The following is a 25,892-nucleotide window of genomic DNA, read 5'->3' on the forward strand; positions in this document are numbered from 1 at the left end:
CGTGTGCGGGGACTTTGACGTTCGCCTTGAAAGTTCGCACGGTTTACCAGGCTAGATCGGGCACGACATGGCGAAGGCTCTCGTCCTCGATATAGTCCGATGGTCGCTTCTGCCGCTTGCCCAAATCCGGCTTGTCGAATTTGATCCGCTCGTAGGGGATCGACTTGAGAAAATGCGAGATGCAATTGATACGCGCCCGCATTTTGTCGTCCGATGGGACGATCCACCATGGAGCATGCTCGGTGTCGGTCATTCGGATCATCTCGTCGTAGGCGCGTGTGTAATCCCACCAACGGCGGTAGGACTCCAGGTCCATCGGACTGAGTTTCCATTGCCGCACCGGGTCGTCGATTCTTCTGCGGAAACGGCGTTCCTGTTCCTCTTCGCTGACGGTGAGAAAATACTTAAGCAGAACGATGCCGCTTTCGACGATGGCGGCCTCGAAACGGGGAGCGAGTTCGAGGAAGCGACGGGCCTTCTTTTCCGGACAGAAGCCCATGACGCGATCGACACCCGGGCGGTTGTACCAACTGCGGTCGAAGATAACGACCTCTCCCGCTGCTGGAAGATGGGCGATATAGCGTTGCATGTAGATCTGCGACTTTTCCCGATCGTTAGGCGCAGGTAGCGCGACCACTCGAAACACCCGCGGACTGACGCGTTCCGTGATGCGCTTGATCATGCCACCCTTGCCGGCGGCGTCGCGGCCTTCGAATATGATGACGATGCGGGCGCCGGAGCTTTTGACCCACGCTTGCAGGTGGGCGAGTTCGACCTGTAACTTGCCGATCTCCTTTTCATATTTTTTGGTCTTCTTCTTCTTGCTTTCGCGGCTGTCTGCTTCTTCTGCGTGATCTGCATCATGCGCCTTGTTCATGACTTCCCTCCTTGGGTGACAACGTCAGTCCTTCCTCTCCGTCACGAGCAGGCATCTCGTCGCGCTCCTTCTGAAGACGGAAGGTCCGGATTGCGTACTCCTTGTCGTCAAAGAAATTTTCCGCTCCGATGTTCTCGGCAACGCCCGCGCGCTCAAGCAGCGCTTTGGCCTCAGCGTTCAGCTCCGCCACTCCAAAGACGATGCCCCGCTCCCGCAAGGCCGAGTGCACGGCATCAAGTGCCAATGCCCCTGTGCTGTCGAGATGCACGATCGCGCTGCCATCGAGAACAAGGCAGCGAGTGTTCGCGGGGAGGTTCTGTGCAATGTCGCGTAGCCGCGTCCGCACATAATCGGCGTTGTAGAACAGGACACTCCCCTGGATGAGGCATATTGCTACGCCTTCGATCCCAGCAGCATCCGGAAACCGCCGCATATCGTAAAAGCCATCACGGCCAGGAATGCGCCCGACGAGCGCATCGCGGGGATACATCGTCTTGCGCAGGAGATAGATCAATGTCGCGACTATGGCGACGACCACGCCATTCAAGACTCCGAAGCTGATAGCGCCCCACATGGAGATCAACGCGAAGACGAACTCCATTCGGCTAATTTGCCAAATCTTTCGGAGTTCGCGAACATCGATCAGGCCGATCGCAGCGGTCGCCAATATAGCGGCAAGAGCGGGAATGGGCAGGATGCGCAAGGCGCTATGCAGGAAGACCAGTGCCGCAATCAGCGTTGCCGCGGAGACCAAACCGGCTACCTGCGAGCGGCCGCCGATCGATAAATTGATGGCTGTTCTCGAATCCGACATGCTGATCGGAAAAGCCCCGAAGAGGCCCGGAGCAATGTTGGCGGCGCCCAAGCCGATCAGCTCCTGGTTGGCGTCAACTTCCTCGCCGGTACGCGTTCCAAAGCTGCGAGCAGTGACGATACCCGCACCAAAACTGACGAGGAAGACTGCGGCCGATCCCAGCGCGATCTTATCGAGCGGCATCTGCGAGATCGCAGGCAAGGAAAGCGATGGAAGCCCGCGCGGAATATCGCCGATCACGGCAATCCCTCGCCCCTGAAAATCAAAGAGGGCAGAAAGCAGACAGGATACGACAACCACGAGCACGGGCCCTGGTATCCGAAAATGCATGATCTTTGCGACCCAGAGCAGGCAGAACATCGCAAGACCGAATAGCAACGATGGCCAGTGGATCAATGCGCTCTTACGAAGTATCTCGAGAGCCGGTGCCAGCAGCCCGTCCGATTCGATGCGCACGCCTGTGAAGCGGCTGATCTGGCCCACAAGGATCGAAAGCGATACGCCGGCGAAGAAGCCGACCAGAATTGGTCGGGAGAGAAAATTCGCCAAAACGCCGAGGCGCAGGAGCCGAGCGGCAAAGCAGAAACATCCAACGCCCAGCGCAAGAGCGGCAGCGATTGCCACTCGATCAACCGGGGCGCCGGCTGGCAAAGTCGCGACCACCGCGCTCATCGCGGCGGCAAGCACGGTCATTGTTGCAGCATCCGGTCCGACGACCAATAGCCGCGAGGGACCGAAAAGAGCATAGGCAATGGGACCGACTATGCTTGCGTAGATCCCCGTTTCCGGTGGGAGCCCTGCGATAGCGGGATAGGCTATGGCACTGGGCAGTCCGACCGCCGCGATCGACAGTCCGGCAGAGATATCGCTGCGCAGCCATTCGAAGCGAAACCCTTGCAGGCCTCGCAATAGGGGCACACGAAAACTGACCGCCATCTAGAGCCCCCTTTCGCGAGGGGGATTGGTCAAAACGGCCGGCTCCGCCGCCATAGCAGCGATCAGCCTCTGGAAGGTTCGAGGAACACGTAGTTCATCCAACTGCTCATCCTCGTCGTGGTCGGTGGCTACGATCTTAATGCGATGGCCGACGCAGCGTGCGTAGCATCGCGTAACATCCCCCGTGCCGCCATCTGGCGACCGGGTGCCGCTTGCTGGCAAGCCGACCCAGATGCTGGCCGGAGCTGTTTTAGCCGGTGGTGTACGCTTGCAGCCTTTGGATCACCGAAGGTCATCCTTGTTCCACTCGGAATGGGATCACAGCGGCGTGGTGATCACCATTGATCTTGTTGGGGCATGATGACCGAACCGATGAGGACGACCGCGTGGCGAGAAAGTCCGTCCGCAAGGAAAAACGTATGCCTTGGCCAAGGCATGCGGGAAGGTAAGCCTTTACCGACAATAGGCAGCATGGAAGCGCGCGACATGCAAAGGGATGGCCACCCGTCGCCGATCCTTGCCACAGACAAGCGGCTCTTCTGACGGGACGGGCAGGTCTAGGCGGTGACTGGCCGTTGCGATAACGGTCCTAAAGTCCGCTCTGCGGACCGGCACGTTGCTCTTCTTGCTTCACTAAGGCGACAGCATCGGTTCGGCCGCAGAACACCTTCGTCAGCGGCGTCACCTTCGCGAAAAGAGACGCTTCCAGGCCCGCGGACTCGCCCGCCGCACCGCACCGCCGTAACTTCGTGTATGATACATTCAAAATACAACCACATGTAATATGATGATCGCGATCGGCAGTTCGAGCCGATGTATTTGGCGGGAACTGCGATGCGGTCGCCTGCAAGCCAGTCGGATATGGCAAGTGGCTTTTGTCGCGGTTTGGAGCCTGTTTCTCCACACACAGCCGATGCAAATCTGAAAGCGATGCAGGATCCAAAAGGAACTCCATCAAGCCGCTTTGCTGCGGGCGCAATCGGCGATTTGGGATCAGTCGCTATGGGGAGGCATCACTATGGGGATGAAATTGCGAGAGTTTATCGTCGGCCTGTCGGCCATGTCATTCCTTGTGATGCAGGATCACCTTCCAGCCTATTCGCAAACATCCGCAAACAACCCGCCCAACCCGCCGGCGGCGCAAGCGGATGAAGAAGCGCCTGCGCAACTTTCTGACGACGAACTGGAAGTCCTCGTCGCACGTATCGCACTCTATCCGGACGAACTCGTAGCGGCGATCTCCGCAGCGTCGCTTTTCCCGCTTCAAATAGTCGAGGCTGGCCGCTTCCTGGAAGCAAGGAAAAAAAACGCGGATCTCAAACCGAAAAGTGATTGGGACGGCAGCGTTATCTCGCTGCTGAACTATCCCGACATCGTCAAGATGATGAGTGAAGACCTGGAATGGACGCAGGCGTTTGGCGATGCCCTGACGAACCAGCAGAAGGATGTGCTGATCGCTATCCAGCAGTTGCGCGACGAGGCCGTTGCCAAAGGCGTCATCAAGAGCGATGAAAAGATCACTGTTGTCACGGAAAACGACAACGTCATCATTCAGCCGACCAATCCTGAAAAGATCTACGTTCCCCAGTATCCGCCGGAAATGCTTTATGAGCCCGGCTATGCGGCGCAGCCCATTTCCTATTATCCGGATCCTTACCCGAACTATTATTATCCGGGTGCGACGTTCTTCGCAGCGGCGTTGACCGGCGTTGCGTGGGCTGCAGCCGTCAACTGGGATAACTGGGGAGTATGGGGCGGCAACTGGCGCGGGGACGTCGATGTCGACTGCAACAATTGCTTCAACAACAGGAATTTCAACGGCAAGGTCAAATGGAACGACATCGACTGGAAGAATGTGGATCGCAGCAAACTGAACATTGACCGGGATCAACTTGCAAAAATAGACAGGTCGACGATCAGAAATAATCTCCAGTCCGAAGGCCGCAACGACTTGCGCAATCGGGCACAGAATCTCAATCGAGAACGCGCTGGTCCCGCAGCTGATCGCGTCAACCGCGCAGCGGACGTGCGTAGGGATACAATGCAAGGTCTGAAGCAGCGGCCGGCGGCACGACCCGCAGAGGGCGCCAACCGACAGGCCATTGCCGATCGAGCGCAGAACCGGCCGCAGCAGGCACAAGGCGCCAACCGCGTTAAACAAGCGGCAGCCGCTCGTCCGAACAAGCAGAAGCTGGCCTCCAGACCTGATGCCAGAGGTCGGCAGCCTTCGGCGCTTGGCAATGTCTCACCGGGCCGCCGGGAGCAGATAGCGTCCCAGCGCGGCCGTCAGAGCATGGGGGCCGCCAATCGCTCGGCCCCGAGATCAATGAACCGCGGTGGCGGCGGCCCTAGACCATCGGCGCATCGCGGCGGCGGACATCGTCCGATGCCGAGCGGAGGCAGGGGCGGCGGCAGAGGCGGCGGCGGCGGCAGAGGTGGTGGCCGCAGGTAGAGGGATGTTTTTTGGAGGAGGCATGCGATGAGAACCACGCGCGGAATGCAGCTAGCCGCATTGATCATCGGGGCTTCAGTCTTCGCCCTCTCGAGCTGGCAGGTCGGCGAGGCACAGAACCGGCAAAGACTCGCGAGCTTCGCGTCAGACAGCAAGCCGCCAGAGTTCGACCAGCCGGCGCAGGCCGTCGATCGCTTCAAGGCGATCTTGGCTTCCGGTGATGTCGATGGTCTGGCGCAATTGCTGGGACTCAGCGCGGCGAAATTGAGGGCGAGTAACGAAGCCATGACCGCGTTTGGTCTTATCAAGGAGGGTGCGGCGAGGCAGATTGCCCTGCAAGATATCTGGGATCGCAGGATCATTCTTGTCGGAGACAAGCTATGGCCGCTGCCGTTTCCCCTGGTCAAACGGGAAGACGGGAAATGGGCTTTCGATACGCGAGCCGGTCTCGAAGAGATTCTCAATCGGCGCATCGGTGAAAACGAGCTGCAAACCATTCAGACGATGCACGACTACGTCCAAGCCCAGCACGTTTACGCAAGCGAAGACAGAAATGGCGACGGCATACATGAGTATGCCCAGGTGTTGATAAGCGGCAAAGGCAAAAAAAACGGGCTCTATTGGCCAGCCGAGACCGAAGAGGACGAAAGTCCCGCCAGCAGCTTGATCGAAAATGCGGCGTTCGGAAAGGCCCTCAAGGGCGAAGGTTACTTCGGCTACCGGTACCGCATCCTCACCGGCCAGGGCCCCAATGTTTTCGGAGGTCGGCACAGCTATGTGGTCAACGGCCACATGACCGATGGCTTTGCGCTTATTGCCTGGCCGGTCAAATATCGTGAAACAGGCGTACAGACCTTCATCATCAGCGACCAGAGCGTGATCTACGAACGCGACCTGGGAGAGAATACGCCTGCGCTCGCCGAATCCATCAAGGAATTTAATCCAGACCACAACTGGTCTGTTGTTGCCGAGTGAGGTCTGTCACATCCTCAAGAGCCAAGACATCGTCGACCTTGGGCAGGCGGGACTGAATCAACAGATTGTCTGTCGTTGTCGCAAGAGCCCGGTTCGAATATCGTGGATCTCCGGTGACTTCCCGTCCCAGCCAACGTGGCAACACTGGCCTATCCGTCTCGCTCAACATTTCGATTTCGGCGATTGTCAACCCGGCATGCGCACCGTGGAAGACGTCGATTTCCCAGACGAATCCGCCTATGGGCACCTTATAGCGGGACTTCTCGATGACCGTTCCGACGACGCGTTCAAGCAGTTCCTCCGCCTCGCGACGCGGAATGCGGTATTCGAATTCGTCGCGAACCATCCCTTGTCGCCCGAACTTGACTGTCAGGAAAGCGGAGCGCCCGTCGACCACGCGGATGCGAACCGATTTGTCGGCGTCGGATAGGAGATATCCCTGCCGCAATTCACTGGGCCCAAGCGCTTTGCCGCGCCACTTGTCGTTTCGGACAAGAAATTTCCGCTCGATCTCTCTTGTCCTCATGAGTTGTCCCAATCTCTCATACTATCGGTTTTCAGAGCGGCAACACTTACGCGAATCCCGCTATTTCAAACCAACCGAGAAAGCTGAGCATCAGGCGCCCGCTTTGCGTAGGCGTTGAGACTTAGGCAGATATCAGACGACGGGCGCCTCCCAATTCAGGAAGAAGCCAATATCGCCCGGCACTCCATTTGGGAAATTGATGACCGCCGCGGTCAGGCCGTAACCCTGCGGACGGGCCACCTCATTGAAAAGATCGTACAAATCTTTTGCTTTGCCTTGGAGGGTCGACGGCCAGTCGGGGTTGTGGCTGTTGATGGCGCGGCCGCTATCGGTGCAAAAGTCGGATGGAAAGCTGTAGATCAGGGCTTCGACCTTTCCATCGGCCACAGCCTTCATGACCACCCGGCGAATGATCTCCCGCTCTTTGTCGCTAATGTGTTTTCGAAAGAAGTCTTCGATAAACTCCGCATGTTTTTCGGCTTCACGTGATCTGATCTTCTCGTCACGTTGCATCTCTACGAGCTGCAACTCAAGCGCTCGCTTGCGCAATTCTTCCGCGCTGATCATCGAAGGACGAGGATCGGATTTGTCCTCTCCGGCCATGATGTTACCCTCCACTTGTTTAGAGGATAATAGAACAGGCAAACTGAACATCGTAGTAAAATACGGTAGATGGCTGGTAAGTTACAGTAGGATACCCTCGATGGTGGGTCCCGGCGTCAGCGCCGGGGCCATCAGATGCGGATTGCGCCCTTGCCTACCCATGCGCATCAACTTGCCGGCAATCATGAACAGTGTTCACTGAAGCACGTTCGGCAAACTTGAGCGTGAGGGTTTCAACGTCTCATGCTCAAGTTGCCAACCGACAGAAACTACTGAATGTAAGCGGCCACCGTCATCTCAATCAAATGAGAAGCAGTTCGTTCGTCGTGTCATCCTGGTAGGTCGAGGCGAACAGGGAACCGAAGTCCGGAAGCTGTGGTGGCTGTGCCTTCATCGTTGTCTCAAACTGGCTCTCCGTCAGCGACCCCGAACCTGTCGTATCCAGACTATCGAACAGATTTGTGGCTCGCTCCTCGCTCACGTCGGACGGACGCGCGGCGACAAATTCCGCTTGGCTGACGTTGCCGTCGCCATCCGTATCCATCGCGGAGAACATGCTGGAGATCTGGTCGTCGTTCGGCGGCTCTCCAGAAGGCGGCGCCGGCGGCTGTCCACCCGACTGCATGGCGCTTGCCAACTGATCTTCCGTCAGCGATCCGCTATTGCTGGTGTCAAAGCTTTCAAACAGCGTAGCAGCCTGATCTTCGCTCACATCGGATGGCCTAGCGGCGATGAATTCCTGCTCGCTGATGCTGCCATCGTTATTCGTGTCCATCGCACTGATCATGTTGCGCTGACCATCATCCTGACTGTCGCCGTTAGAAGACTGCTGAGCAGCCGATGTGCTGCTGGCGGACATGCAAGGAAACGCCCGGCAGGCTTATGCCGGGCGTTGTTGCCTTTTTTCAACGCATAGACGCGAGCGTAGCCATATTGGCAACACGGAGCTTCGGCCAGCAGTCCAGCAGGCGCTGAGATCTGAACTTCGCTCATAAAATCGGTTGGATATCCGCGAGCAGACCAAAGTCTCGCCGAACAGTTCAATGCGATCGCGATACAAGGAACTATCCTTCGGTAGTGCCCGCCCTCATCCTTGAACCAATCGATTGCAACCGCACTCTCCTCCTAGGCTTCTGAACGAGTGTAAACCCGACGGGTGGACGATGGAATGACGTTGCTCTGAAATGGAGCGAGCTCTTCATCGGACGATGATTTGAAAAAAACACGGATGAAGTTTATCTGAGTTTTGGCTTGCAGGCCATAACACGGACTGATACAGTCCGTGTTATGGCGCATTTGACCGCAAGCGTGGAATATGGATTGCATTGTTTGCTCTGGTTGGCCGGTTCGACCGCGCCGTTGAGCAGTCGCGACCTGGCTGAATTCCAGGGCATCTCGCCGAGCTTCGTAGCAAAGATCTTCCCGAAGCTCGAGAAGGCCGGGATCGTACGGGCGTCGGAAGGGGTGCGCGGCGGATATCTGCTCGCCAGAATGCCCGAGGATATCAGCATTCTGGAAGTCGTCGATGCGATCGAGGGTAAGAAGCCGCTATTCGATTGCCAGGACATTCGTGGTCGTTGCGCCGTATTCGGTGACCGGCCGCCCGGTTGGGCGACGGCAGGCGCGTGCGCGATCCATGCGGTGATGCTGCGTGCCGAGAAGGCTATGCGTGACTCGTTGGCCAGCCAGACGCTGGGAGATGTGGCGCACATCCTCGACCGAAAGGCGCCACCTGATTTTTCGAACGACGTTCGCGATTGGCTTGGCGACCGGATCAAGTCTCGTGCCCGCAAGCCGTCAAGGCGCGAACTGTCGTCTTGAAGACAGCCGAAGACAGACAAACCTCAGAAGACCAATCTTTTCCAGCCTCAGCCGGACGGCTGAAACGTGTCACGTCCGGCGGGAAAAAGGGGGGATGGCAATGAAACGAGAAATCATCATCGCCGGTGCGGGATTTTCTGATTTGCCGGCCGGGATAAGGGCTATTGGCAGCAGGAATAATGGTAGAGTCGCAGCAAGGCTTTTGATGGTTCCTGGCTTGCCGACTGCGGAGGCAAGCTCATGACCGCGCTCACCTCCGACACAGATCGCCCACTCGTTCTCATCGTCGATGACGACGACGATGTGCGGGATTCGCTTCAGGAGCTCATGTTGTCCGTGGGTCTCGACGTCTGCTGTTTCGCCTCGCCGCGCGAACTGCTGGAATCGGAGCTTCCCGAGCGACCCGGCTGCCTGGTGCTTGACGTCCGCATGCCCGGATCAAGCGGCCTCGACCTCCAGCATCAACTCGCTTCAAGGGGCAACCCAAAGCCCATAATCTTCCTCACCGGCCATGGAGATATTCCCATGACGGTCCAGGCGATGAAAGCTGGAGCTATTGATTTCCTCACAAAACCGTTTCGAGACCAGACCCTGCTTGATGCGGTGATAGCTGGTATCGAGCGCGATGTCGCGCAGCGGGCACAAGCCGAGACGATCATGCAGCATGTCGGGCGGTTCACGTCGCTGACGCCACGCGAACGGCAGGTCCTGCGCGAAGTTGCGCACGGCCGCCTCAACAAGCAGATCGCCTTCGAACTCGGCATCAGCGAGATCACCGTCAAGCTTCACCGCAGCAATGTGATGCGCAAGATGCAGACAATTTCCGTCGGCGAGCTTATCCGCGCCTGGGACACCCTGCCTGTCGATCTTCGCGAGAAGTATCAACCCTAAACCTTGGTATGGTTACAATGTGGAGCGGATTCAGCGAAACCTTAAGATGGCGGCCTAGGAAGCCGCGGCAGCAACAAAGGCTATTTATTTGTTCGGTGCGCCTGTCATTGCAGTCGTTGAAGACGACGACGCCATGCGAGAAGCCCTCTCCGATCTCCTTCAGGTTCTCGGCCTGCCGTGCTGTACCTTCGATCGTGCTGAATCCTTCCTGGCGGCCCATGAAAAATTGGCCTTCGGCTGCCTTATCAGCGATGTCCGGCTACCCGGTATCAGCGGGCTGGATCTGCTGCAGCGCCTCAAAGAGATGGGCTCGACCATGCCCGTGATCATCACCACGTCTTATACGGATACAAGCATTCGATCCCGCGCCTTGGAAGGCGGTGCATATGTCTATTTGACCAAGCCATTTGCCGACGAAGTCCTTCTAAAGCATCTGAACTCGGCGCTGCGCTCGAAAATTCCGCCTGGCGAGGTGAACAGACAGGAGGATGCGCCCGATGGCTGAAATGGCGGCAAGACGGGTTCCGGTTTACGAGAGCGATGCTGCTTCGAACATGGAACCAAGCATGGAACTGGCCGATCTTGCGTCGGAAAGCGTGGTGGTCTTCGACCTCGTCGGTACCATTCGATACTGGAATCCGGCGTCCGAAAGGCTTTACGGCTGGCCAGCCATCGGTTCGATCGGACGCAGCATTACAGACATGTCTTCTAACGCAGAGTTGCACGTCGGGCAGTGGCGCACGCTTTTGCAGGAAGGCACCTGGGCGGGCCAGGTCGAACGGCGCACGTCGTGGGGAGGCCACGTCATTGCGGCCGTGAGGCAGACCGTGAGGTGTAACGCCGAAGGCCGGCCCTGCGACATAGTCGAGTACGGGCGAAATGCCAACAAAGAGCCGGATCAGTCTTCCGTGGCCGATGTCGGCCTGCACCGCCTCGCCGCTAGCTGGGAACTTAACACCTCACGCGTCCGCCCGCTTCTCGAGACGATCGGGGACCTGATCAGCCGGGGCTTGGTCGCCGATCTGGCGCAGCGACCGGATTGGACCGATGAACTTTTGGAAGGCACGCGCATCGTCAATGTCAATGAACGGGCCGCGCATCTTGTGGGCGCCTATGCCGGCCGCGCCGGGATGATCGGCCAGTCCGTCGGCGCCTTCTGGCCACGCGTCGGCCGTGGCGTGCTTGCCGAACTTATCGCGGTCGTGGCAACGGGCCGCTCATGCGGCGCCACCTGCATGCGCAAACTTGCCTCCGATGGAATACTGCGCGATCCCGTCGTAACCGCTTGGCGATCCGAGGCGCAGAGGTGCCGAGATACGGTGTTCGTGGCCGTCAATGGTGCGGCTGACGACGACCGCTCCTTCTGGTATCTGCGCGCCAGCGAGGAGCGCTATCGCAAATTGATCCACCACTTGCCGACCGCCTTGCTGCAGGTCGATGCCAGTCGCATGGGACAGGTGTTTGGAGAACTGAAAGCCGGCGGCGTCAACGATCTGGACGTCTATCTGGACGATCACCCGGAACTGATCGACTTTGCCAATGGCGCCGTTCGCGTGACCGACGCCAACCAGAAAGCGGTGGCACTCTTCAACGGAACGACGCCCGCCGACTTCGTCAGGCCTGTCGGCTTCCTGTTCGCGGCATCTCCCGAAACGGCCCGAAGGGTCATGGTCGCGCGCTTCGAAGGAAGACGTAGTTACTCAGAAGTCATGAAGGTTCGAACCTTCGACGGCCAGGCCGTAGACGTGCAGCTGTCGGTGACCTATCCGGCATCGCCGGAAGGGCTTGATGTTACACTCATCGGCCTGGAAGATATCACCGAACGGCTTCGAACGGAGCGACGGCTTCGCCAGCTCGAGACCGACTTCACACATGCCGCGCGAATATCCATCCTCGGCGAGCTCGCAACGTCCATCGCGCATGAGGTCAACCAGCCTCTGTCTGCGATCGTGACCAATGGCGAGACCAGCCTCCGATGGTTGTCACGCAACGATCCGAACATAGTAAAGGTCTGCCAGCTCACGACGCGGATAGTGTCGAGCGCGCGTCGCGCGAGCGATATCGTCAAGCGCATTCGGGGGATGGCGGCGAAGCAAGAACCGGTGTGGGCTCCGCTCGACCTGAACGAGGTGGTCGACGAGGCGCTATTGTTCGTCCGCCACGACATCGAGGCCAGATCGATCTATCTGTCGGCGAGGCTTGCCGCTGACCTTCCCAAAGTCTTGGGAGATCGGATCCAGCTGCAGCAGGTAATCGTCAATCTCCTCGTCAACGGCATCCAGGCCATTGCGCAGGGAGACGGTTCGTTGCGGCGGATCGATCTTAGCACCAGCAGCGAGGATGGCGATACGGTCGTATTCTCCATTCACGACAGCGGCTGTGGGATCGCTGCTGGCGACCTTGATCGCATCTTCGATTACTTCTTTACGACGAAGGATGGAGGCGTCGGCATCGGACTGGCCGTATGCCAGTCGATCGCCTTGGCGCATGGCGGGAGCATCCGGGTGTCGAATCATCCGAATGGCGGCGCGCAGTTCCGGTTCTCGCTGCCGACGCAGTCTGCCCGGCAGTCTTTGCCTGAGCTCGCCAACGACCCGGCGGAATATACGCCTCAAATGCGAGCGTCGGCAGCTGCCATTGACTTTGAAACCGTTCGCGCTGATCGCTTGTTCCAAGATCGCGGCGCCACAAGCCAAATATGTGAGGCCGGCGGGAGGCAGTCCGATGAGATGCGGGCTGGACTGCCTCCCGCCTGATTGTCCGAAGACGCCGACCCCGTTCCACGAAAGATGCCCGACCAGCAAAGGGCGGGTGGTCGGCTGGCCGCCAGCGCCATTCGATGCCGGTCAGCGGGCGGCAAACACGTTGCGCAGATAGCCAATTGCCTGGCCGACTGCCGCACGCACGGCCGGAGTTTGCGCGATCGGATTCAACATCATGAAGTCGTGGATCGTGCCGTTGTACCGGAGCGAAGTGACGCGGATACCGGCCTGTGCCAACTTGCGCCCGTAGGCTTCGCCTTCATCGCGCAGAACGTCGTTCTCATCGACGAGCAGAAGCGTTTGCGGAAGGCCGCTCAATTGTTCGAGAGAGGCATTCAGCGGTGAGGCATGGATATCGCCGCGCTTCGAGACATCCGGCAGATACTGGTCCCAGAACCAGGACATCGCCTTCTTCGTAAGCCACGGGCCATCGGCAAACTCTGTGTAGGAACCGGTCGACATCGACGCGTCGGTAACGGGATAGAAGAGCAACTGGGCGACGATCTTAGGTCCGCTGCGCTCTTTCGCCATGAGTGCAACAACGGCGGCCATGTTGCCGCCGACGCTGTCTCCGGCAATCACCAGCCGGTTGGGGTCGGCGCCAAATTCGGCCGGGTGTTCGGCAACATATTTTGCGACGGCATAGCTCTGCTCGATTGCCGTCGGATAGCGGCTTTCAGGAGAGCGCTCGTAATCGACGAAAACGATGACGGCATTGGCGCCGACCGCCAGCTCGCGGATCAGCCGGTCATGTGTCTCTTTGTCTCCGATCACCCAGCCGCCGCCATGGACATAGACCACGACCGGCAATATGCCCTCGGCCACGGCAGGCCGCACCACACGGATCTTCGTACGCCCGTCGGGCCCGACATTCAGGACGCGATCCTGGCTGGCGACGTCGAGCAAGGGAACTTTCACCGATTTCTGCACGTCAGAGAGAACAGCACGCGCAGCGTCGGGGGTAAGCGTGTGGAGCGGCTGCGCGCCCACGAGGCTATCGACAAATCCCTGGGTCGCAGGTTCGAGAATCTTGGGGTCAGAGGACATAGCGTTTTCCTTTGGATAGATCGCCATTGGTTGAGAGCGTCCCGACTTGCGCAGTCGCTCCGGGCCGCCATGTGCCCACACTTGGCACTCGTTGGCTATCTGCACGCACGACGAGCCCAGCCCATGCTGGTAGTCGCGAACCCGGGCTCGTTTTGACCAGGATTGCCAATCGACTGATGTAGGCGGCCTACACTTTGGCATGATGTGGCCAATGCTTCCGTTCGATAGGCTCGCGCGCCGGGCTGGCGCATTCTCTGCGGCATTGGTCATGACCACCGCAAGAGCAACGCAATTTAAAACGTAAGACCGCAAATCGGGAGATTGAACATGAAAATCGTTATTATTGGCGGGACAGGCCTTATCGGATCAAAGACGGCGGAGAGGCTGCGCAAGAAGGGTCACGAAGTGATCGCGGCCTCCCCGAATACGGGGGTTAACACCATCACCGGCGAAGGGCTGGCCCAGGCCCTTGCCGGAGCGCAGGTCGTGCTTGATCTGGCGAATTCGCCATCTTTCGAGGACAAGGCCGTTCTGGAGTTTTTCGAAACTTCCGGCCGAAATCTGCTCGCTGCGGAAGCGGCCGCCGGCGTGAAGCACCACATCGCGCTCTCGGTCGTGGGGACCGAACGTCTACCGCGCAGCGGCTATCTGCGCGCCAAGATGGCCCAGGAGAATCTGATCAGGAAGTCCGCAATCCCCTACACCATCGTTCACTCTACGCAGTTCTTCGAGTTCTTGAGTGGCATCGCTCAGTCGGCAACGGTTGGTGACACCGTGCACCTGCCAGCCGTCAATTTTCAGCCCATCGCCTCGGACGACGTCGCCGATGTCATGGCCGACGTGGCGCTGGCTCCGCCGGCGAACGGTATCATCTATATCGCCGGGCCTGAACGGGCGCGCTTCACTGACATGGTCGCGCGGTTCCTGAAAGCGAGCAACGATCCGCGTAAGGTCGTTGCCGATCCTCACGCCCTCTATTTTGGCACGGAGTTGGACGACGGCTCGCTCGTCCCAGGTGAAGGGGACAACCCGCGCATAGGCGCCATCGGCTTCGACGATTGGTTCAGCCGATCTGCTCGCAAGAACTGACAACGAGGAGCGCCGAGGCCTGGTTCGCCACCAGGCTGGGCCTTCTCATCCGTTCTCACATTGGAGATTTCACATGATTAGGACATTCCTCGCTGCGATGGCACTGGTCGCCGCTTCCGTCACGGGGGTAGCGGCCCACGACGACTCCGTCAAACTCGTCTACGATCAGGCGCTGCCGAACGTGCCCGGCAAGAGCATGAAAGTCGTGCTCGTCGAATATGAGCCGGGTGGTTCTTCGCCTGCTCATACTCATCCGAACTCCGCCTTCATCTACGCCACGGTTCTTGAGGGAGCGGTTCGAAGCAAGGTCAATGACGGGCCGGTAAAAACCTATCGTGCCGGCGAAAGCTTTTCGGAGTTTCCGGGCGATCATCACGGCGTCAGTGAAAATGCCAGCAAGACGAAGCGTGCTCGCCTGCTTGCCGTGTTCGTTGTCGACACGAATGAGACCAACCTGACGACCTACGAGAAATGAGTTCAGCGCAAGGAGGCGATTGCTCCGCATAGTTCAGCCGCTGCGCGGCGGCCTTTCTTTTCGGGCATGTGCGGGTGACTTTGCCTGAATGTTCATGTGGTTATTCGGTTTCAACACTGTTTCGGGCGCTGCCAATGCCAAGTTGGGCATGGAGAAGGCAGCGCTCAGCTGACACTTGCTGGCCAGATCGACGTGGCGCCCGACTGCGGCGCCACTTCGATCGAGTTCTTCTGTCGCCGAGAGCTACATCGAAGTTGCGAATGTTTCTTTTTACAGCACCGATCCAGGCCGTGCGGTTCCGGACGCTTTCCACATTTGGCGAGCGTTTGAACCGGCTGCTTGTCACGACTGGCCTGGGCACCGAATTCCCCGTCGAAGCCTCGAATGAAACGTTGATTGCCGCTGCTCTGGAGGGCGCTATGCGCATCGGACAACTAGACTCAATGACATCGGCTCGCCTGATGGTGATCGATGTCAACGCCACGCTGCAAGCTGCGGCCGTCTCGCTTTCCAACCCTGGAATAGGCTTGGCCGTGGTGAGCACCGAGAATGGGAAGGCGACAGGCGTACTCAGTAAATCCGACCTCATCCGCCACCTTACGTATCGGGAACCGGCAGAGGCCTCGGTCGTAACGCTCATGAGTCGGAATATCATCTCCTGCGATCCCAGCGACGACCTCTGTGCCGTCTGGCGGGTCATGGTGGCGCAGCGGCTCAAAAACATGCCGGTGCTTGGCCCTGATTCAAAGCCTCTTGGCGTTCTTGATATCCGCGACGCGATGAAGGTGCTCTTTGAACAGGAACAACTCCAGGAGCACATGCTCGCGGACTACGTAGCGGGAGTTGGCTACAGATAGCCGAGCCCTGAGTTGAGCTGCGCACTGAAACAGAGATCTCGGGCGAAGACTAGCTCGGGCTGCGCGCATCCCACCAAGCCGCCCGGCTCGCAAATACTGAAACTGTTCCAAATGTCGGGTCAAAATCGGCCTGTCATGTGCGCCACGAGATGATCATCATGCTGCAGACAAATCTTGAAGGACTCGCGAACGCTCCTCTTGCCTGGCTGATCGTCCTCGAGCTGGCTGGAATAGTCGTATGGCATTTGATCCCGCGCTGGCGCGTGAACCTCCGGCTTGTCGTCGAGATTGCGTTCTTTGCTGCGATGACCGCCGTTCTCATCAACAGCGACATCTCGCCCATCCGCTTTCAAGGCTACGGACTTGAAGACGTCCGCGCCTTTATCGTCATCATGGCGAAATTGCTGTGGTGGCTTCATCTCGCATGGGCCATCATTGGCTTCGTGCGCATCTACCTGGTTCTGGAAGGGAAGCCGAACGAGGCCCGCCTTCTGCAGGACATCGTCGTCGGGCTCGTATATCTTTGCGTTACCCTTTCGGCTCTGGCCTTCGTGTTTGGCGTTCCGATCGGAACGCTGGTCGCCACGTCAGGCGTTATCGCAATCGTCCTCGGTTTGGCGCTGCAAAACACGCTCGGTGACGTCTTCTCGGGCATCGCTCTTACTCTCGGGCGCAGCTACTCCCTGGGTGATTGGATTCTTCTTGCTGATGGAACGGAGGGACGCGTTATCGCCAGCAACTGGCGCTCAACACAGGTTCTTACTGGAGCGAACAACGTCGTCGTTCTGCCCAATAGCGCCCTCGCCAAAGTCGGCCTGACGAACGTCAGCCAGCCCAATGAAACGCACCTCCTCAAAATGACGGTGCGCGTCGCACCCACGCGCATGCCTTCGATCATCGAGGACGTTATGCAGGCGGTTTTGGCGGGCTGTAATTCGATCGTCAGGGAGCCTCCTCCACAGGTGGCATTGAAGAGCTTGGACGCCGCTGCCCTCGAAATCGAACTGCAGTTCCAGGTAACGAACCCATCGCTGCGGACGATAGCCCGAAACGAGGTGATCGATCTGTTTTATCGCCATTGCAAATCCGCAGGATTGCTGCTGGCGGCGCCGCCGTCGGCGATCGCACTTGTGAACGGACTTCCGACGGAGGAGGACGCCAAGCCGCCTGAAATAACACCGCTTGGCCTCATTGAAGCGATTCCGATTTTCTCCGGTCTGACGAGGTCCGAAAAGGAACGCCTGGCGCAATCGAGTGCGGTCCGCGAATTTCAGAAGAACGATATCATTGTGCTTGAGGGGCAAATGCTTCCCTCGATGATGATTATTCGCGCGGGCATTGTCGCAATGCGGTATGGCGAGGTGGAGCGGCGACGGCTTTCGCCGGGGGACTTCTTCGGCGAAACCGGCTTGCTTGCCGGGATGGGTGAAGTTTGCACACTGCAGGCTCTCACCCGTGTGACCGTCTACGAGATCGATCAGCAGAGCTTCGCGCCGCTGCTCGAGGCACGCCCGGCCATCGCAGAGGAGATAGCCGCGAGACTCTCCGCCCGGGCCGAGTACATCCGAAATCTATCCCTTCCGATAACAGCGCAGGCGCGGGGTCAAATCGCTTTCCTGAAGGCGATACGGACGATCTTCGGCGGCCGACATTGATCAAGCGTGCGCATGAAGAACCCAGCAAGGTCGAGACCAACGCACGACTTTCGTCATCTGTTGCGTCTGACTTTGGTGTTATGCGTGTTCTTCAGCCGCTCCATATTCCCAGCCAATGTTACAGCTGTAACTCTCCAATGTGTGATCGCAACTTGCCTGTAACGTGATCGGCTTAGCCATAGCGACAACACTATCCTGCCCCACGTCGTAGTGGCGATAGGGCTGAACGAATTCTGGCTCGTTGCCTGATGAGCACCTCCAATTTCACCATTCCCGAACAGAAAAATCAAACCGGCGCCACACAGAACAACAGTTCTGCTTTGAATCGCAGATGGAGACTAGAATGCATCAGATCGTACCTGAATCATTGATTCATGACGCAGGGAAAGGGCTTCGCATCTGTGTTGCCGGCGCCGGCGCAATCGGCATCACACTCGCGACACGGATGTCAATGAGCGGGCATCATGTCAGTGTTCTTGCTCGAGGCGAAAGCCTTGCCGTTATCAAGAAAAATGGCCTGTCTCTTACGGATGCCGAAGGAGAACATCGGGCTCAAGTCACGGTAGGCACCGCCGACGAGCTTCCGAACGCCGATGTGCTTTTTCTTTGCGCCAAGGCGCAAGACCTTGAATCAATGGCCGAAGCCGTACAGCCCCTCATTCATTCCGAGACACTCATCGTTCCGTTCGTGAACGGCATTCCTTGGTGGTATTTCCAAGGGATGGAAGGGCGTCACGCCGGCCGCACAGTTCTGGCTGTCGACCCTCGTCAGCGCCTCAAGCGATTGCTTCCGGGTCAGCGTGTGATTGGCGCCGTTACGACAATCACCGCGGAAAGACTTGCGCCCGGTGTTGCCCGTACCAGAAACCCTCTCCGTTGCGTCATCGGAGAGATAGATCATCGTCGCAGCGATAGAACGGACTGGCTTGCGGCTTTGTTGGCTGACAGCGGCATCGCTACGCGCGTCGCCGAGAGAATACGTGACGCGCTATGGACGAAGGTTATTGCCAACTTGTGCAGCAATCCGCTTTCGGTTGTCACCGGCGCCACTTTACGAGACGTTTGCGGTGATCCGTCTTTGTCCATCGTAAGCCGACAGCTGGTCGATGAAGGCTTGTTGGTCGCGGCTTCGTTTGGCGCGCGATTGGAGCTCGATCCCAGCTCGCTTCTCGCGATGGGCGCCAGCATGGGCGATTTTAAGACGTCGATGCTTCAGGACTACGAAAAGGGCCTGCCACTTGAATTGGCGGCAATTTGCGAAGCCGTTATGGAGTTGGGTGAGCTTGAAGGCATTTCAATGCCTTTTACGCGAACGATAACAATCCTCTCGCAGTTCAAAAGCAACATGCGCCAAAGGGCTCCTTACGTCGAATTGGACAGGACCAACGCGGCATAGTCACGCTTCAGACACGCATATTGATATCACTCGACGGCGGGCAGAAGCCGGAATAGACGCGGGTGCTTGCGACATCCGGCTAACCCGGTCGAAGCCGTCGCGAATTGACCCGAACCGACGACTGCGGTCGCGGGTGGCATCTTTCCATAGGTTTTGGTTGCCGGGATTCGTCCCGTCAAACAGGTTTTGCAATTGTCGAATAGAGCGCAGTTGCGAGCCACCTTCTGCTCCTGGAAGCACGCACAGGGTTTGGTTGGCCTCGATCGGCGCAAGCCCTGTGCGATGCCTGCCATTGTCGATGGGATTCTGCGGCTCGAAACGCCATTAGAGGGCAGACCATATACGTTTCAGCCAGCAAGGTCGGGCGAGATCTGCTTGCTCGGCACCAACTGTTTGCTGCTCCGCGTCGTCGGCATATAGCGCCGACAGCTCTGGATACATTGACGTCCCAGCCAGAGCCAGCCCATCGAAAATGATGCGCAATATCAATGATGTCGCTCTATCTTGTGGTTGCGCAAGGTCAACTGGCCGAGTTGCGGCTGGCGAATCCACTGGATTCAGAGGCAACAACAAAGAACCATTGACGGCCACGAGGCGTGGGTAAAGCATTCGCTTTACGTCATCACGATCAGTGCTCACATTTTCACTGGACATTCCGGACCTCCGATTTAACAAACCGGAGAATTACCTTCGAAAATTACGCAATCATCACAATAAACAGACATTATATTTTAGATGAAACGAAAGAAGTGCCCCAATATTTTCGACGCAATATAGAGATATTGGCGCTACAAGCGTAACCGGACAGGCGGCTTTTGAAACAGCATTAGAACATCCAGCGACAATACTTGGGTAGCCTTTAAAGGAGGTACTCATGGAGAATTCTGTCAACGCCACTCGGCCGTTCAACGCTTTACCAATTGCAGTTGCCAAAAACAGATCATTGAAGTCGCGCAGCCAGGTCTCCCCGACGACCCTTCGTCGAATTGTGGAATATTTCTTCCGCTCTCAACCGGCGCGAATTGATGAACTAACGCCACACCTTCAGTACGACATAGGCCTCAGGGACTTTTATAATGTAAAAGGCGGAGCGTCGTCGCGCGCAGGCGAGGATTACTCCCCCGATTACCGATAGTCGGGTGCAAGCCGCAAACGCCGCATTTCCCCGCCCATCGCAATCAAGGCGTAACCAGGATTCCAAATCCCTCGCCGGATCATGGCTGGGGGCGGCTCGATTTGGAAATAAGCGGCTCCCATGCCGTGTCGACAGAGCTCAGGACGCGTCGTAGATTTCATCAAAACGGTAAAAAATCCAGATGGCATAGGCAGCACACCATCGTTGCAAGCCTATTGCTGAGACGGAACGACCGAGCGTTCTTCAATACCCGCAGGGAACTCCAGCCTGTCACCGTTCTTGTAAAGATAGAGTCCAATCCCGAGCGCCAGGGCGGCGATGAACAGGAGATAATATGCAGGTGCCATCGGATTGAGCGGCAGCAGCAAGGCCACAGTGACGGGCGTCAGACCGCCGAAGACCGCGTAGGATAAATTATAGGAAAAAGAAACACCCGTGAAACGCACACACGCGGGAAAGGCCCGCACCATTGCGTAGGGGACGGCTCCTGCGACACCAACGGAAAGTCCCATAAATGCGTAGAGAGCAAGAGCAATCGGCAGTGATGCGGCTGCGAAACTATAGAAGGTGAATGTAGCGGCGCCAAAGAATATGCTTCCCGCCACAAAAAATCCTCTTGAGCCTATCCTGTCCACAATCGCACCCGCAGCAGCAGAGCCGAAGATAAGAAACAGCGTGCCGAAACCGGTCGCGAGAAGAGATTGTTGTGCTGTGTATCCGTAGAGCTGCTGCAGGAAGGTCGCGGTCATCAACGTTGTGACGACAACACCGGCAGAAAGGAACCATGTCAACAACATAGAGATGACAACGCTGTGCGGGTAGTCACGCAAAACAACCTTGAGCGGAAGCTCCGGAACAAGACGATGACGCCTCTCCATTTCGGTGAACACCGGCGTTTCCCGCAGCCAGCGACGCAGATACACCGCAATCAGCCCAAAAATGCCACCGATAAAGAAGGGAATGCGCCACGCGAAGGCGGCAACATCGGCCGGCGTGAAGACCTCATTGATTAGGGCGGCAACTAAGACTCCAAGCAGAATTCCCAAAGTAAGGCCGGCACAGAGAACGCCGCAGCCAAAGCCGACCTGGCGAGAGGGAACGTGTTCCGCGACGAAAGTCCACGCGCCCGGAACTTCCCCCCCGATGGCCGCTCCCTGCAGAATACGCGTGATCACAAGCAGCACTGGCGCAGCCACTCCGATCGATGCGTATACCGGCAGAGACGCCATTCCGAGCGTCGCGAGCGCCATCAGCAATATTGAAAATGCGAAGATGCGCTTGCGTCCGAAGAGATCACCGAAATGGGCGAGCACGATCCCACCGAGCGGCCGCACGAGATACCCCGTACCGAAGATCCCAAAGACCTGAATCGTCAACAGCCACTCGGGCATTCCAGGCGGAAAAAAGAGCTTGCCGATCACGACGGCGAAGAAGACAAAAATAATGAAATCGTAAAACTCCAGCGCGCCGCCCAGAGCCGCTAGTCCTAGGAGCCGATAATCCTGCGGGCTCAAGGGCCGAGGCTTCACCGAGACGCCCGCAGAATTGCTTCTTCCCTTTAACACACGCACAAACCAATCCCCTGAAATCCTGGACATTTCGCCGGTTGTCGTCTTCTCATGACGCTACAATCGGCAGGTATCGTGCGAAAGCTACTCCCTCGCTTCAAACGAGCAGAATTCCGTTACAAATGAAATGGCGGGGACATTTTGGAGGCTCGTAGCTGAGAGGCCGCGATATCGCGTCAGCCTCCAACAGCCTTGCTTCCGACCCGGCCTCGTTGTGCGTCGGCACCGGTATCGATTTTTCTGCGAATGGCGTCCGCGAGACTCTTGGAGTTGAGCGGCTTTTTCAGAGCCCCCAATCGTTTGAGGTTTTGCTCGCTCAACGGCCCGGTCCGATACTGATCGCTGATGAGGAGATAGGGAATGTCGCTCAAATCCTCGTCCAGTTGTGACAGAGTCACCGTATCCTTAAGCGAGGCAACGTCGAGAACAACCAGGTCGGGCCGTCGTTCATTCGATTGCAGCCAATTCAAGATCCCGCTTAGCTCAACAAACCCCACGGGCTCGTACCCGAGAGCAGCGAGTTTCTCCTCGTGCATCATCAGGAGTTTCTGCTCCTTCTCGAGAATGACGACGGTCTGACCGTTGCCATAGGGCACCTTTTCTTCGTGAAAGAATTGTCGCAAGGGTACGGGAGCTTGGTGGCATACCGGAAAGAACAGATCGAAGCGCGTTCCTCGCCCAACTGCACTGTCGACGTTGATATGCCCCGCAAGCGCCGCCACGTTTCCGTGGACGGCCGCAAGGCCGAGGCCGGTTCCGCCGGCATGGGATTTCGTCGAAAAGAACGGTTCAAAGATATGAGGCAAAATGGAATCCGGTATGCCTTCGCCTTGGTCCGTGACGCTGAGGCGAATATAGCTGCCGGATGGTAATACACCGTGTGAAAGTGGTCGGGTGGATCGGGTTACGACAGGCGACACCTCGATGTCGATTTTTCCACCATCGGGCGACGCCTCCGAGGCATTTTTGCAGAGGTTCATAAGGATCTGCTGGATCTCTATCGGATTGCCGAGGACAACGGCCGGCCGGTCAGCGAAGCGGGGCGATAGTTCGAGCGATTCCGGAAGGGATACTTTCAAAAGGTGTAGAATGTCCGATACGGCTTCAACCATATCAAAAGGCCTGCTGCTGCGTTCACGCTTGCGGCTCAATGTCAGTATCTGGTCGATGATCAGCCTCGCCCGCTCACCGGCCGAGACGATCTCGTTAACGTAGTGCCTCGTCGGGGAAGGCCGTCGCAGGATCTGCAATGCCATCTCGCCATACCCAAGCATAGAGCTAAGTATGTTATTGAATTCGTGGGCGATTCCACCGGCTAAGGTCCCAACGGCCTGGAGCCTCTCCGCATGCTCCAGGCGATGCTCGAGGATGTCTCTTTCGTGTCGTTTGCGAACTCGGTCGACACACTGAATGACGAGATCGATGGCGTGCTGCAACAATTCCACCTCATCACTGCCCGCTTTCGGCCGAGACTCCTTATATTCGAAGATAATCATCGCGGCATAACGTGCAGAAATCTGCATGCCGACCGCAACCCCCGCGCTCAGGGCGTTTCGCGTAAACGCAAGCTCGTTGTGGCTTTGCAAGTTCTGATAGAAAAAGCGTTGTCGAGGTGTCTGTTGCGCAGCAGCATTGCGTCGCAGATCGTCCAGGAAGTCCGACATGAGCGTCTTCGAAAGGGCAGTTCCGCTACTGTGATTCTCATAGACTTCCTGTACCAGGCCCGTTTCGACATTGGAGATGATCAGTTCATGGTGCGTGGCGTCGAAAAAAACTGCGAGAAGGTTCAGCGTGTCGTGGATAGCCGCTACGCAATCGGGCGAGGATTCATTGTCGAACCTCTTTTTTATCTGGCTCATGACATCCTCGAAATTGAGCCGGCGTGTCAAACGGTCGGTTTGCAGACGAAGACGATACACAAGAAACAGAATGTAAATGCAGAGGATGATCGAAATTGTTCCGAGGAAAATTCTGCTCCACATGGCGCGCAGATTGAGCGCGCTATAAGCCCCTAGATACTCCATTTGCAGATCTTGAGCGCGCTGGGGAGCGTCCGATGTTTGAATATCGGCAACGATGTTATTCACCGACGGCAAGGTCATCAGAATCATGTGGCCATGCACTGCCAATGTCGCCAGTTGCGAGACGAGGACGTTATCGGTCGAATTTGCCCACGATGTCGAATGGAGCAGGATGTTGATGCGTCGCGCAAGATCCGCGTCAGGATAGCCGGAAAAACGCAACATCAAATTACCCAATTCATCGAAATTCGCAGGCAATCCCTGCAAGTCGGACGAAGGGCGCTCATTTAGGTCGGTGAGAATTTTACTGAAGATGCTGAGAGAGTTATGCAGAAGTGCGTTCTTCGTCTTAAATTGCTCGACGAGTGTCTCGTTTCTGTCGATCGATGCGGACAGTTGCTCAAGAAGTGCAGCCAGCTTCTCGTTGTCGTTAAGGTTTGTTTTCCTAAAAAGCGATTTCAATTGCCCAAGCATATCGTGGAGACCGCCCATAGAGGCGTCGAGCGGATCATAGTTGTTGAGCAACCCGGCCCGTGTCTGCAAGACGTCCCGTTGAAGCGCCGAATTGTTCAAGTCGATCAGACGAAAGGCGGCAAGTACGGCTTCGTGCGTTTCTTTGTCGGGACCACGACCGGCTGCCAAAATTGCAAATAGGATTGCACAGAGTATCGCAACGACGGTGGCCCAAGGCTTCCCAGCGATCCTTTGGAGGTGATGCTTTGCGACTGCGACCATCCATACGTGCCTTATGTCTACGCTTCGCAATGGGATTGGCGACCATTGCCAGTAAGCCTGCGAGATCCGTCTATATAGTGGCTGGGAGAGCGGGACCGTAGGGGCTAGAGCTTATTGGGCTGTTCATAGAGTTACCGAGATAAAACAGGACCAGAATACACATGGCTCACCGAATGCCGGCACAAACTGGTTCCAACATCGCGTTCGCGCTCATTGTGGGCCAGATGGTGAAGGGGCATCAAGCAAGCGACCGTTGTATTCGCCTGTCAGAGTTTTCAAAAATGCGACGATCGCGTCGACGTCATCCTGCGACAGGACCTGACCAAGTTGCGTGCGAGACATAATCGCCACAGCTTCCGGCAAGGACGCAACACGTCCGTCGTGGAAATAGGGAGATGTCATTTCGACATTCCTCAGACTTGGAACCCGGAAGACGCCCTTGTCTTTGTCGTCGTGCGTTATGGTCCATCGGCCGAGATCGCCGTCATTATCAGAGGACGGGTTGGGCCCGAAGTCGCCAAAAATCCCAAATTTCTCGAACAGATTCCCACCAACATTAGAACCTTGGTGACATGACACGCATCCGTAGCTCTTAAAAAGCTCGTAACCCTTTTTCTCTTGCGAGGATATCACGTCACTTTCGCCGCGCAGATATTGATCAAATCGCGAATTGGGTGTCGTAAGCGAGCGTTCGAACGTCACAAGGGCGTCGAGCACGTCGTTTCTTTCAACATCGCGATTATAGATCTGTTGGAATTCCGCGCCATAGACGTTGGACGCCTGCAATTTGGCAACCAATGGTCCCCACTGACTTGCCATTAGGTTCGGATCGAGAAGCACTGCGTCGTTCTGTGCTGCAAGCGATGTGAAGTTACCTCGCCAGCCGAGACGATAATTGTTTGCGACATTGAAAATGGAGGGTGCGTTGAACCGATGCATCTTGCCATCGTACCCAACAGTGCGTTTCAGATTGACAGTGCCGCCGGCGTTAAGATCATGGCAGGATGAACATGCCAATTTTCCCTTTCCCGAAAGGATCGGATCATTGAATAGTTGCTTGCCCAGTGCGACCTTCGCTGGATCAAGATCTGGCACAGCCTCAAGGGGCGTGATCGGCTCCCGCTGACTGCGACCGCTTGCCAACGCCATGGTCGTAGCTGCGGCTACGCTCAGCACTATGAGCAACCATACCGCTGAAAAAGCCGACAGGCGCTTCGCGGCAGCTTTGGCAACCATGAAGCTCGATCGGACCACCGT

The 25,892-nt window shown here is 57.2% G+C and carries 21 protein-coding genes; 11 read left to right on the forward strand and 10 right to left on the reverse strand.

All coding sequences use genetic code 11. From position 1 onward, the window contains the following. Window positions 1-43: 43 nt before the first annotated feature. Both ppk2 and FHT86_RS13700 read right to left on the reverse strand, forming a co-directional pair. Window positions 44-877, reverse strand: coding sequence for a polyphosphate kinase 2 (ppk2, locus tag FHT86_RS13695; RefSeq protein ID WP_133707353.1), 834 nt, complete (start codon window positions 875-877; stop codon window positions 44-46). Beyond that, window positions 861-2,627: a SulP family inorganic anion transporter gene (locus FHT86_RS13700; RefSeq protein ID WP_133707354.1), complete on the reverse strand. Its 1,767-nt coding sequence runs from the start codon at window positions 2,625-2,627 to the stop codon at window positions 861-863. The genes ppk2 and FHT86_RS13700 overlap by 17 nt, the downstream gene beginning before the upstream one ends. A 1,018-nt stretch (window positions 2,628-3,645) precedes the next feature. On the opposite strand from FHT86_RS13700, the gene FHT86_RS13705 reads away from it, so the two are divergent. After that, a complete protein-coding gene (locus tag FHT86_RS13705) occupies window positions 3,646-5,079 on the forward strand; it encodes a DUF3300 domain-containing protein (RefSeq protein ID WP_409527588.1) in 1,434 nt (477 codons plus the stop codon). Between the two features lie 45 nt (window positions 5,080-5,124). Continuing rightward, a complete protein-coding gene (locus tag FHT86_RS13710) occupies window positions 5,125-6,054 on the forward strand; it encodes a DUF2950 family protein (protein ID WP_409527595.1) in 930 nt (309 codons plus the stop codon). On the opposite strand, the gene FHT86_RS13715 is transcribed toward FHT86_RS13710, so the two are convergent. The 3 genes from FHT86_RS13715 to FHT86_RS13725 all read right to left on the reverse strand — a co-directional run bounded on the left by FHT86_RS13715 (window position 6,017) and on the right by FHT86_RS13725 (window position 8,042). Then, entirely contained in the window at window positions 6,017-6,580 is a 564-nt protein-coding gene (locus FHT86_RS13715) for a CYTH domain-containing protein (protein ID WP_133707356.1), read from the reverse strand. The genes FHT86_RS13710 and FHT86_RS13715 overlap by 38 nt on opposite strands. A 132-nt stretch (window positions 6,581-6,712) precedes the next feature. Continuing rightward, window positions 6,713-7,183: a hypothetical protein gene (locus tag FHT86_RS13720; RefSeq protein ID WP_133707357.1), complete on the reverse strand. Its 471-nt coding sequence runs from the start codon at window positions 7,181-7,183 to the stop codon at window positions 6,713-6,715. A 301-nt stretch (window positions 7,184-7,484) separates the two neighbouring features. Continuing rightward, a complete protein-coding gene (locus FHT86_RS13725) occupies window positions 7,485-8,042 on the reverse strand; it encodes an EF-hand domain-containing protein (RefSeq protein ID WP_133707358.1) in 558 nt (185 codons plus the stop codon). A 428-nt stretch (window positions 8,043-8,470) separates the two neighbouring features. Between FHT86_RS13725 and FHT86_RS13730 the strand changes: the two genes are divergently transcribed. From FHT86_RS13730 to FHT86_RS13745, 4 genes are all read left to right on the forward strand, one after another. Next, the gene (locus FHT86_RS13730; protein ID WP_133707359.1) at window positions 8,471-9,004 is read left to right on the forward strand and encodes an Rrf2 family transcriptional regulator; all 534 of its coding nucleotides are present in this window, start codon (window positions 8,471-8,473) and stop codon (window positions 9,002-9,004) included. Between the two features lie 240 nt (window positions 9,005-9,244). Further along, entirely contained in the window at window positions 9,245-9,895 is a 651-nt protein-coding gene (locus FHT86_RS13735) for a response regulator transcription factor (protein ID WP_133707360.1), read from the forward strand. Window positions 9,896-9,983: 88 nt separating this feature from the next. Next, complete coding sequence (locus FHT86_RS13740; RefSeq protein ID WP_208116654.1) at window positions 9,984-10,400, forward strand: response regulator transcription factor; 417 nt, start codon at window positions 9,984-9,986, stop codon at window positions 10,398-10,400. Beyond that, window positions 10,393-12,651 (forward strand): ATP-binding protein, encoded by a 2,259-nt coding sequence (locus tag FHT86_RS13745; RefSeq protein WP_208116655.1) that lies wholly within the window; start codon window positions 10,393-10,395, stop codon window positions 12,649-12,651. Before FHT86_RS13740 ends, FHT86_RS13745 begins: the two co-directional genes overlap by 8 nt. Window positions 12,652-12,741: 90 nt before the next feature. On the opposite strand, the gene FHT86_RS13750 is transcribed toward FHT86_RS13745, so the two are convergent. Continuing rightward, window positions 12,742-13,704, reverse strand: coding sequence for an alpha/beta hydrolase (locus FHT86_RS13750; protein WP_246779504.1), 963 nt, complete (start codon window positions 13,702-13,704; stop codon window positions 12,742-12,744). A 327-nt stretch (window positions 13,705-14,031) separates the two neighbouring features. Between FHT86_RS13750 and FHT86_RS13755 the strand changes: the two genes are divergently transcribed. The 5 genes from FHT86_RS13755 to FHT86_RS13775 all read left to right on the forward strand — a co-directional run bounded on the left by FHT86_RS13755 (window position 14,032) and on the right by FHT86_RS13775 (window position 19,176). Next, a complete protein-coding gene (locus FHT86_RS13755) occupies window positions 14,032-14,793 on the forward strand; it encodes an SDR family oxidoreductase (protein WP_133707362.1) in 762 nt (253 codons plus the stop codon). A gap of 73 nt (window positions 14,794-14,866) precedes the next feature. Then, window positions 14,867-15,268: a cupin domain-containing protein gene (locus FHT86_RS13760; RefSeq protein WP_133707363.1), complete on the forward strand. Its 402-nt coding sequence runs from the start codon at window positions 14,867-14,869 to the stop codon at window positions 15,266-15,268. Window positions 15,269-15,528: 260 nt separating this feature from the next. Further along, on the forward strand, window positions 15,529-16,125 hold the full coding sequence (locus FHT86_RS13765) for a CBS domain-containing protein (protein ID WP_246779505.1): 597 nt from the start codon (window positions 15,529-15,531) through the stop codon (window positions 16,123-16,125). Between the two features lie 158 nt (window positions 16,126-16,283). Next, entirely contained in the window at window positions 16,284-17,780 is a 1,497-nt protein-coding gene (locus FHT86_RS13770; protein ID WP_133707364.1) for a cyclic nucleotide-binding domain-containing protein, read from the forward strand. Window positions 17,781-18,123: 343 nt separating this feature from the next. Then, a complete protein-coding gene (locus tag FHT86_RS13775) occupies window positions 18,124-19,176 on the forward strand; it encodes a ketopantoate reductase family protein (RefSeq protein WP_133707365.1) in 1,053 nt (350 codons plus the stop codon). A gap of 324 nt (window positions 19,177-19,500) precedes the next feature. Here FHT86_RS13775 and FHT86_RS13780 read toward each other — a convergent pair whose 3' ends face one another. The 4 genes from FHT86_RS13780 to FHT86_RS13795 all read right to left on the reverse strand — a co-directional run bounded on the left by FHT86_RS13780 (window position 19,501) and on the right by FHT86_RS13795 (window position 25,871). Next, the gene (locus FHT86_RS13780; protein WP_133707366.1) at window positions 19,501-19,830 is read right to left on the reverse strand and encodes a hypothetical protein; all 330 of its coding nucleotides are present in this window, start codon (window positions 19,828-19,830) and stop codon (window positions 19,501-19,503) included. A gap of 693 nt (window positions 19,831-20,523) precedes the next feature. Further along, window positions 20,524-21,909 (reverse strand): MFS transporter, encoded by a 1,386-nt coding sequence (locus FHT86_RS13785; RefSeq protein ID WP_133707367.1) that lies wholly within the window; start codon window positions 21,907-21,909, stop codon window positions 20,524-20,526. Between the two features lie 146 nt (window positions 21,910-22,055). Then, entirely contained in the window at window positions 22,056-24,635 is a 2,580-nt protein-coding gene (locus tag FHT86_RS13790) for a two-component system VirA-like sensor kinase (protein ID WP_133707368.1), read from the reverse strand. A gap of 210 nt (window positions 24,636-24,845) precedes the next feature. Next, on the reverse strand, window positions 24,846-25,871 hold the full coding sequence (locus FHT86_RS13795; RefSeq protein WP_246779506.1) for a cytochrome-c peroxidase: 1,026 nt from the start codon (window positions 25,869-25,871) through the stop codon (window positions 24,846-24,848). Between the last annotated feature and the right edge of the window lie 21 nt (window positions 25,872-25,892).

Source organism: Rhizobium sp. BK313 (assembly GCF_014193655.1).
GTDB lineage: Bacteria > Pseudomonadota > Alphaproteobacteria > Rhizobiales > Rhizobiaceae > Rhizobium.

Bases quoted from the DNA above. Each gene is read 5' to 3' on its own strand.
- ppk2 (WP_133707353.1), bottom strand. From the start codon at position 877: ATGAACAAGGCGCATGATGCAGATCACGCAGAAGAAGCAGACAGCCGC.
- FHT86_RS13700 (WP_133707354.1), bottom strand. From the start codon at position 2,627: ATGGCGGTCAGTTTTCGTGTGCCCCTATTGCGAGGCCTGCAAGGGTTT.
- FHT86_RS13705 (WP_409527588.1), top strand. From the start codon at position 3,646: ATGGGGATGAAATTGCGAGAGTTTATCGTCGGCCTGTCGGCCATGTCA.
- FHT86_RS13710 (WP_409527595.1), top strand. From the start codon at position 5,125: ATGCAGCTAGCCGCATTGATCATCGGGGCTTCAGTCTTCGCCCTCTCG.
- FHT86_RS13715 (WP_133707356.1), bottom strand. From the start codon at position 6,580: ATGAGGACAAGAGAGATCGAGCGGAAATTTCTTGTCCGAAACGACAAG.
- FHT86_RS13720 (WP_133707357.1), bottom strand. From the start codon at position 7,183: ATGGCCGGAGAGGACAAATCCGATCCTCGTCCTTCGATGATCAGCGCG.
- FHT86_RS13725 (WP_133707358.1), bottom strand. From the start codon at position 8,042: ATGTCCGCCAGCAGCACATCGGCTGCTCAGCAGTCTTCTAACGGCGAC.
- FHT86_RS13730 (WP_133707359.1), top strand. From the start codon at position 8,471: ATGGCGCATTTGACCGCAAGCGTGGAATATGGATTGCATTGTTTGCTC.
- FHT86_RS13735 (WP_133707360.1), top strand. From the start codon at position 9,245: ATGACCGCGCTCACCTCCGACACAGATCGCCCACTCGTTCTCATCGTC.
- FHT86_RS13745 (WP_208116655.1), top strand. From the start codon at position 10,393: ATGGCTGAAATGGCGGCAAGACGGGTTCCGGTTTACGAGAGCGATGCT.
- FHT86_RS13750 (WP_246779504.1), bottom strand. From the start codon at position 13,704: ATGTCCTCTGACCCCAAGATTCTCGAACCTGCGACCCAGGGATTTGTC.
- FHT86_RS13755 (WP_133707362.1), top strand. From the start codon at position 14,032: ATGAAAATCGTTATTATTGGCGGGACAGGCCTTATCGGATCAAAGACG.
- FHT86_RS13760 (WP_133707363.1), top strand. From the start codon at position 14,867: ATGATTAGGACATTCCTCGCTGCGATGGCACTGGTCGCCGCTTCCGTC.
- FHT86_RS13765 (WP_246779505.1), top strand. From the start codon at position 15,529: ATGTTTCTTTTTACAGCACCGATCCAGGCCGTGCGGTTCCGGACGCTT.
- FHT86_RS13770 (WP_133707364.1), top strand. From the start codon at position 16,284: ATGCTGCAGACAAATCTTGAAGGACTCGCGAACGCTCCTCTTGCCTGG.
- FHT86_RS13775 (WP_133707365.1), top strand. From the start codon at position 18,124: ATGCATCAGATCGTACCTGAATCATTGATTCATGACGCAGGGAAAGGG.
- FHT86_RS13780 (WP_133707366.1), bottom strand. From the start codon at position 19,830: ATGTCCAGTGAAAATGTGAGCACTGATCGTGATGACGTAAAGCGAATG.
- FHT86_RS13785 (WP_133707367.1), bottom strand. From the start codon at position 21,909: ATGTCCAGGATTTCAGGGGATTGGTTTGTGCGTGTGTTAAAGGGAAGA.
- FHT86_RS13790 (WP_133707368.1), bottom strand. From the start codon at position 24,635: ATGGTCGCAGTCGCAAAGCATCACCTCCAAAGGATCGCTGGGAAGCCT.
- FHT86_RS13795 (WP_246779506.1), bottom strand. From the start codon at position 25,871: ATGGTTGCCAAAGCTGCCGCGAAGCGCCTGTCGGCTTTTTCAGCGGTA.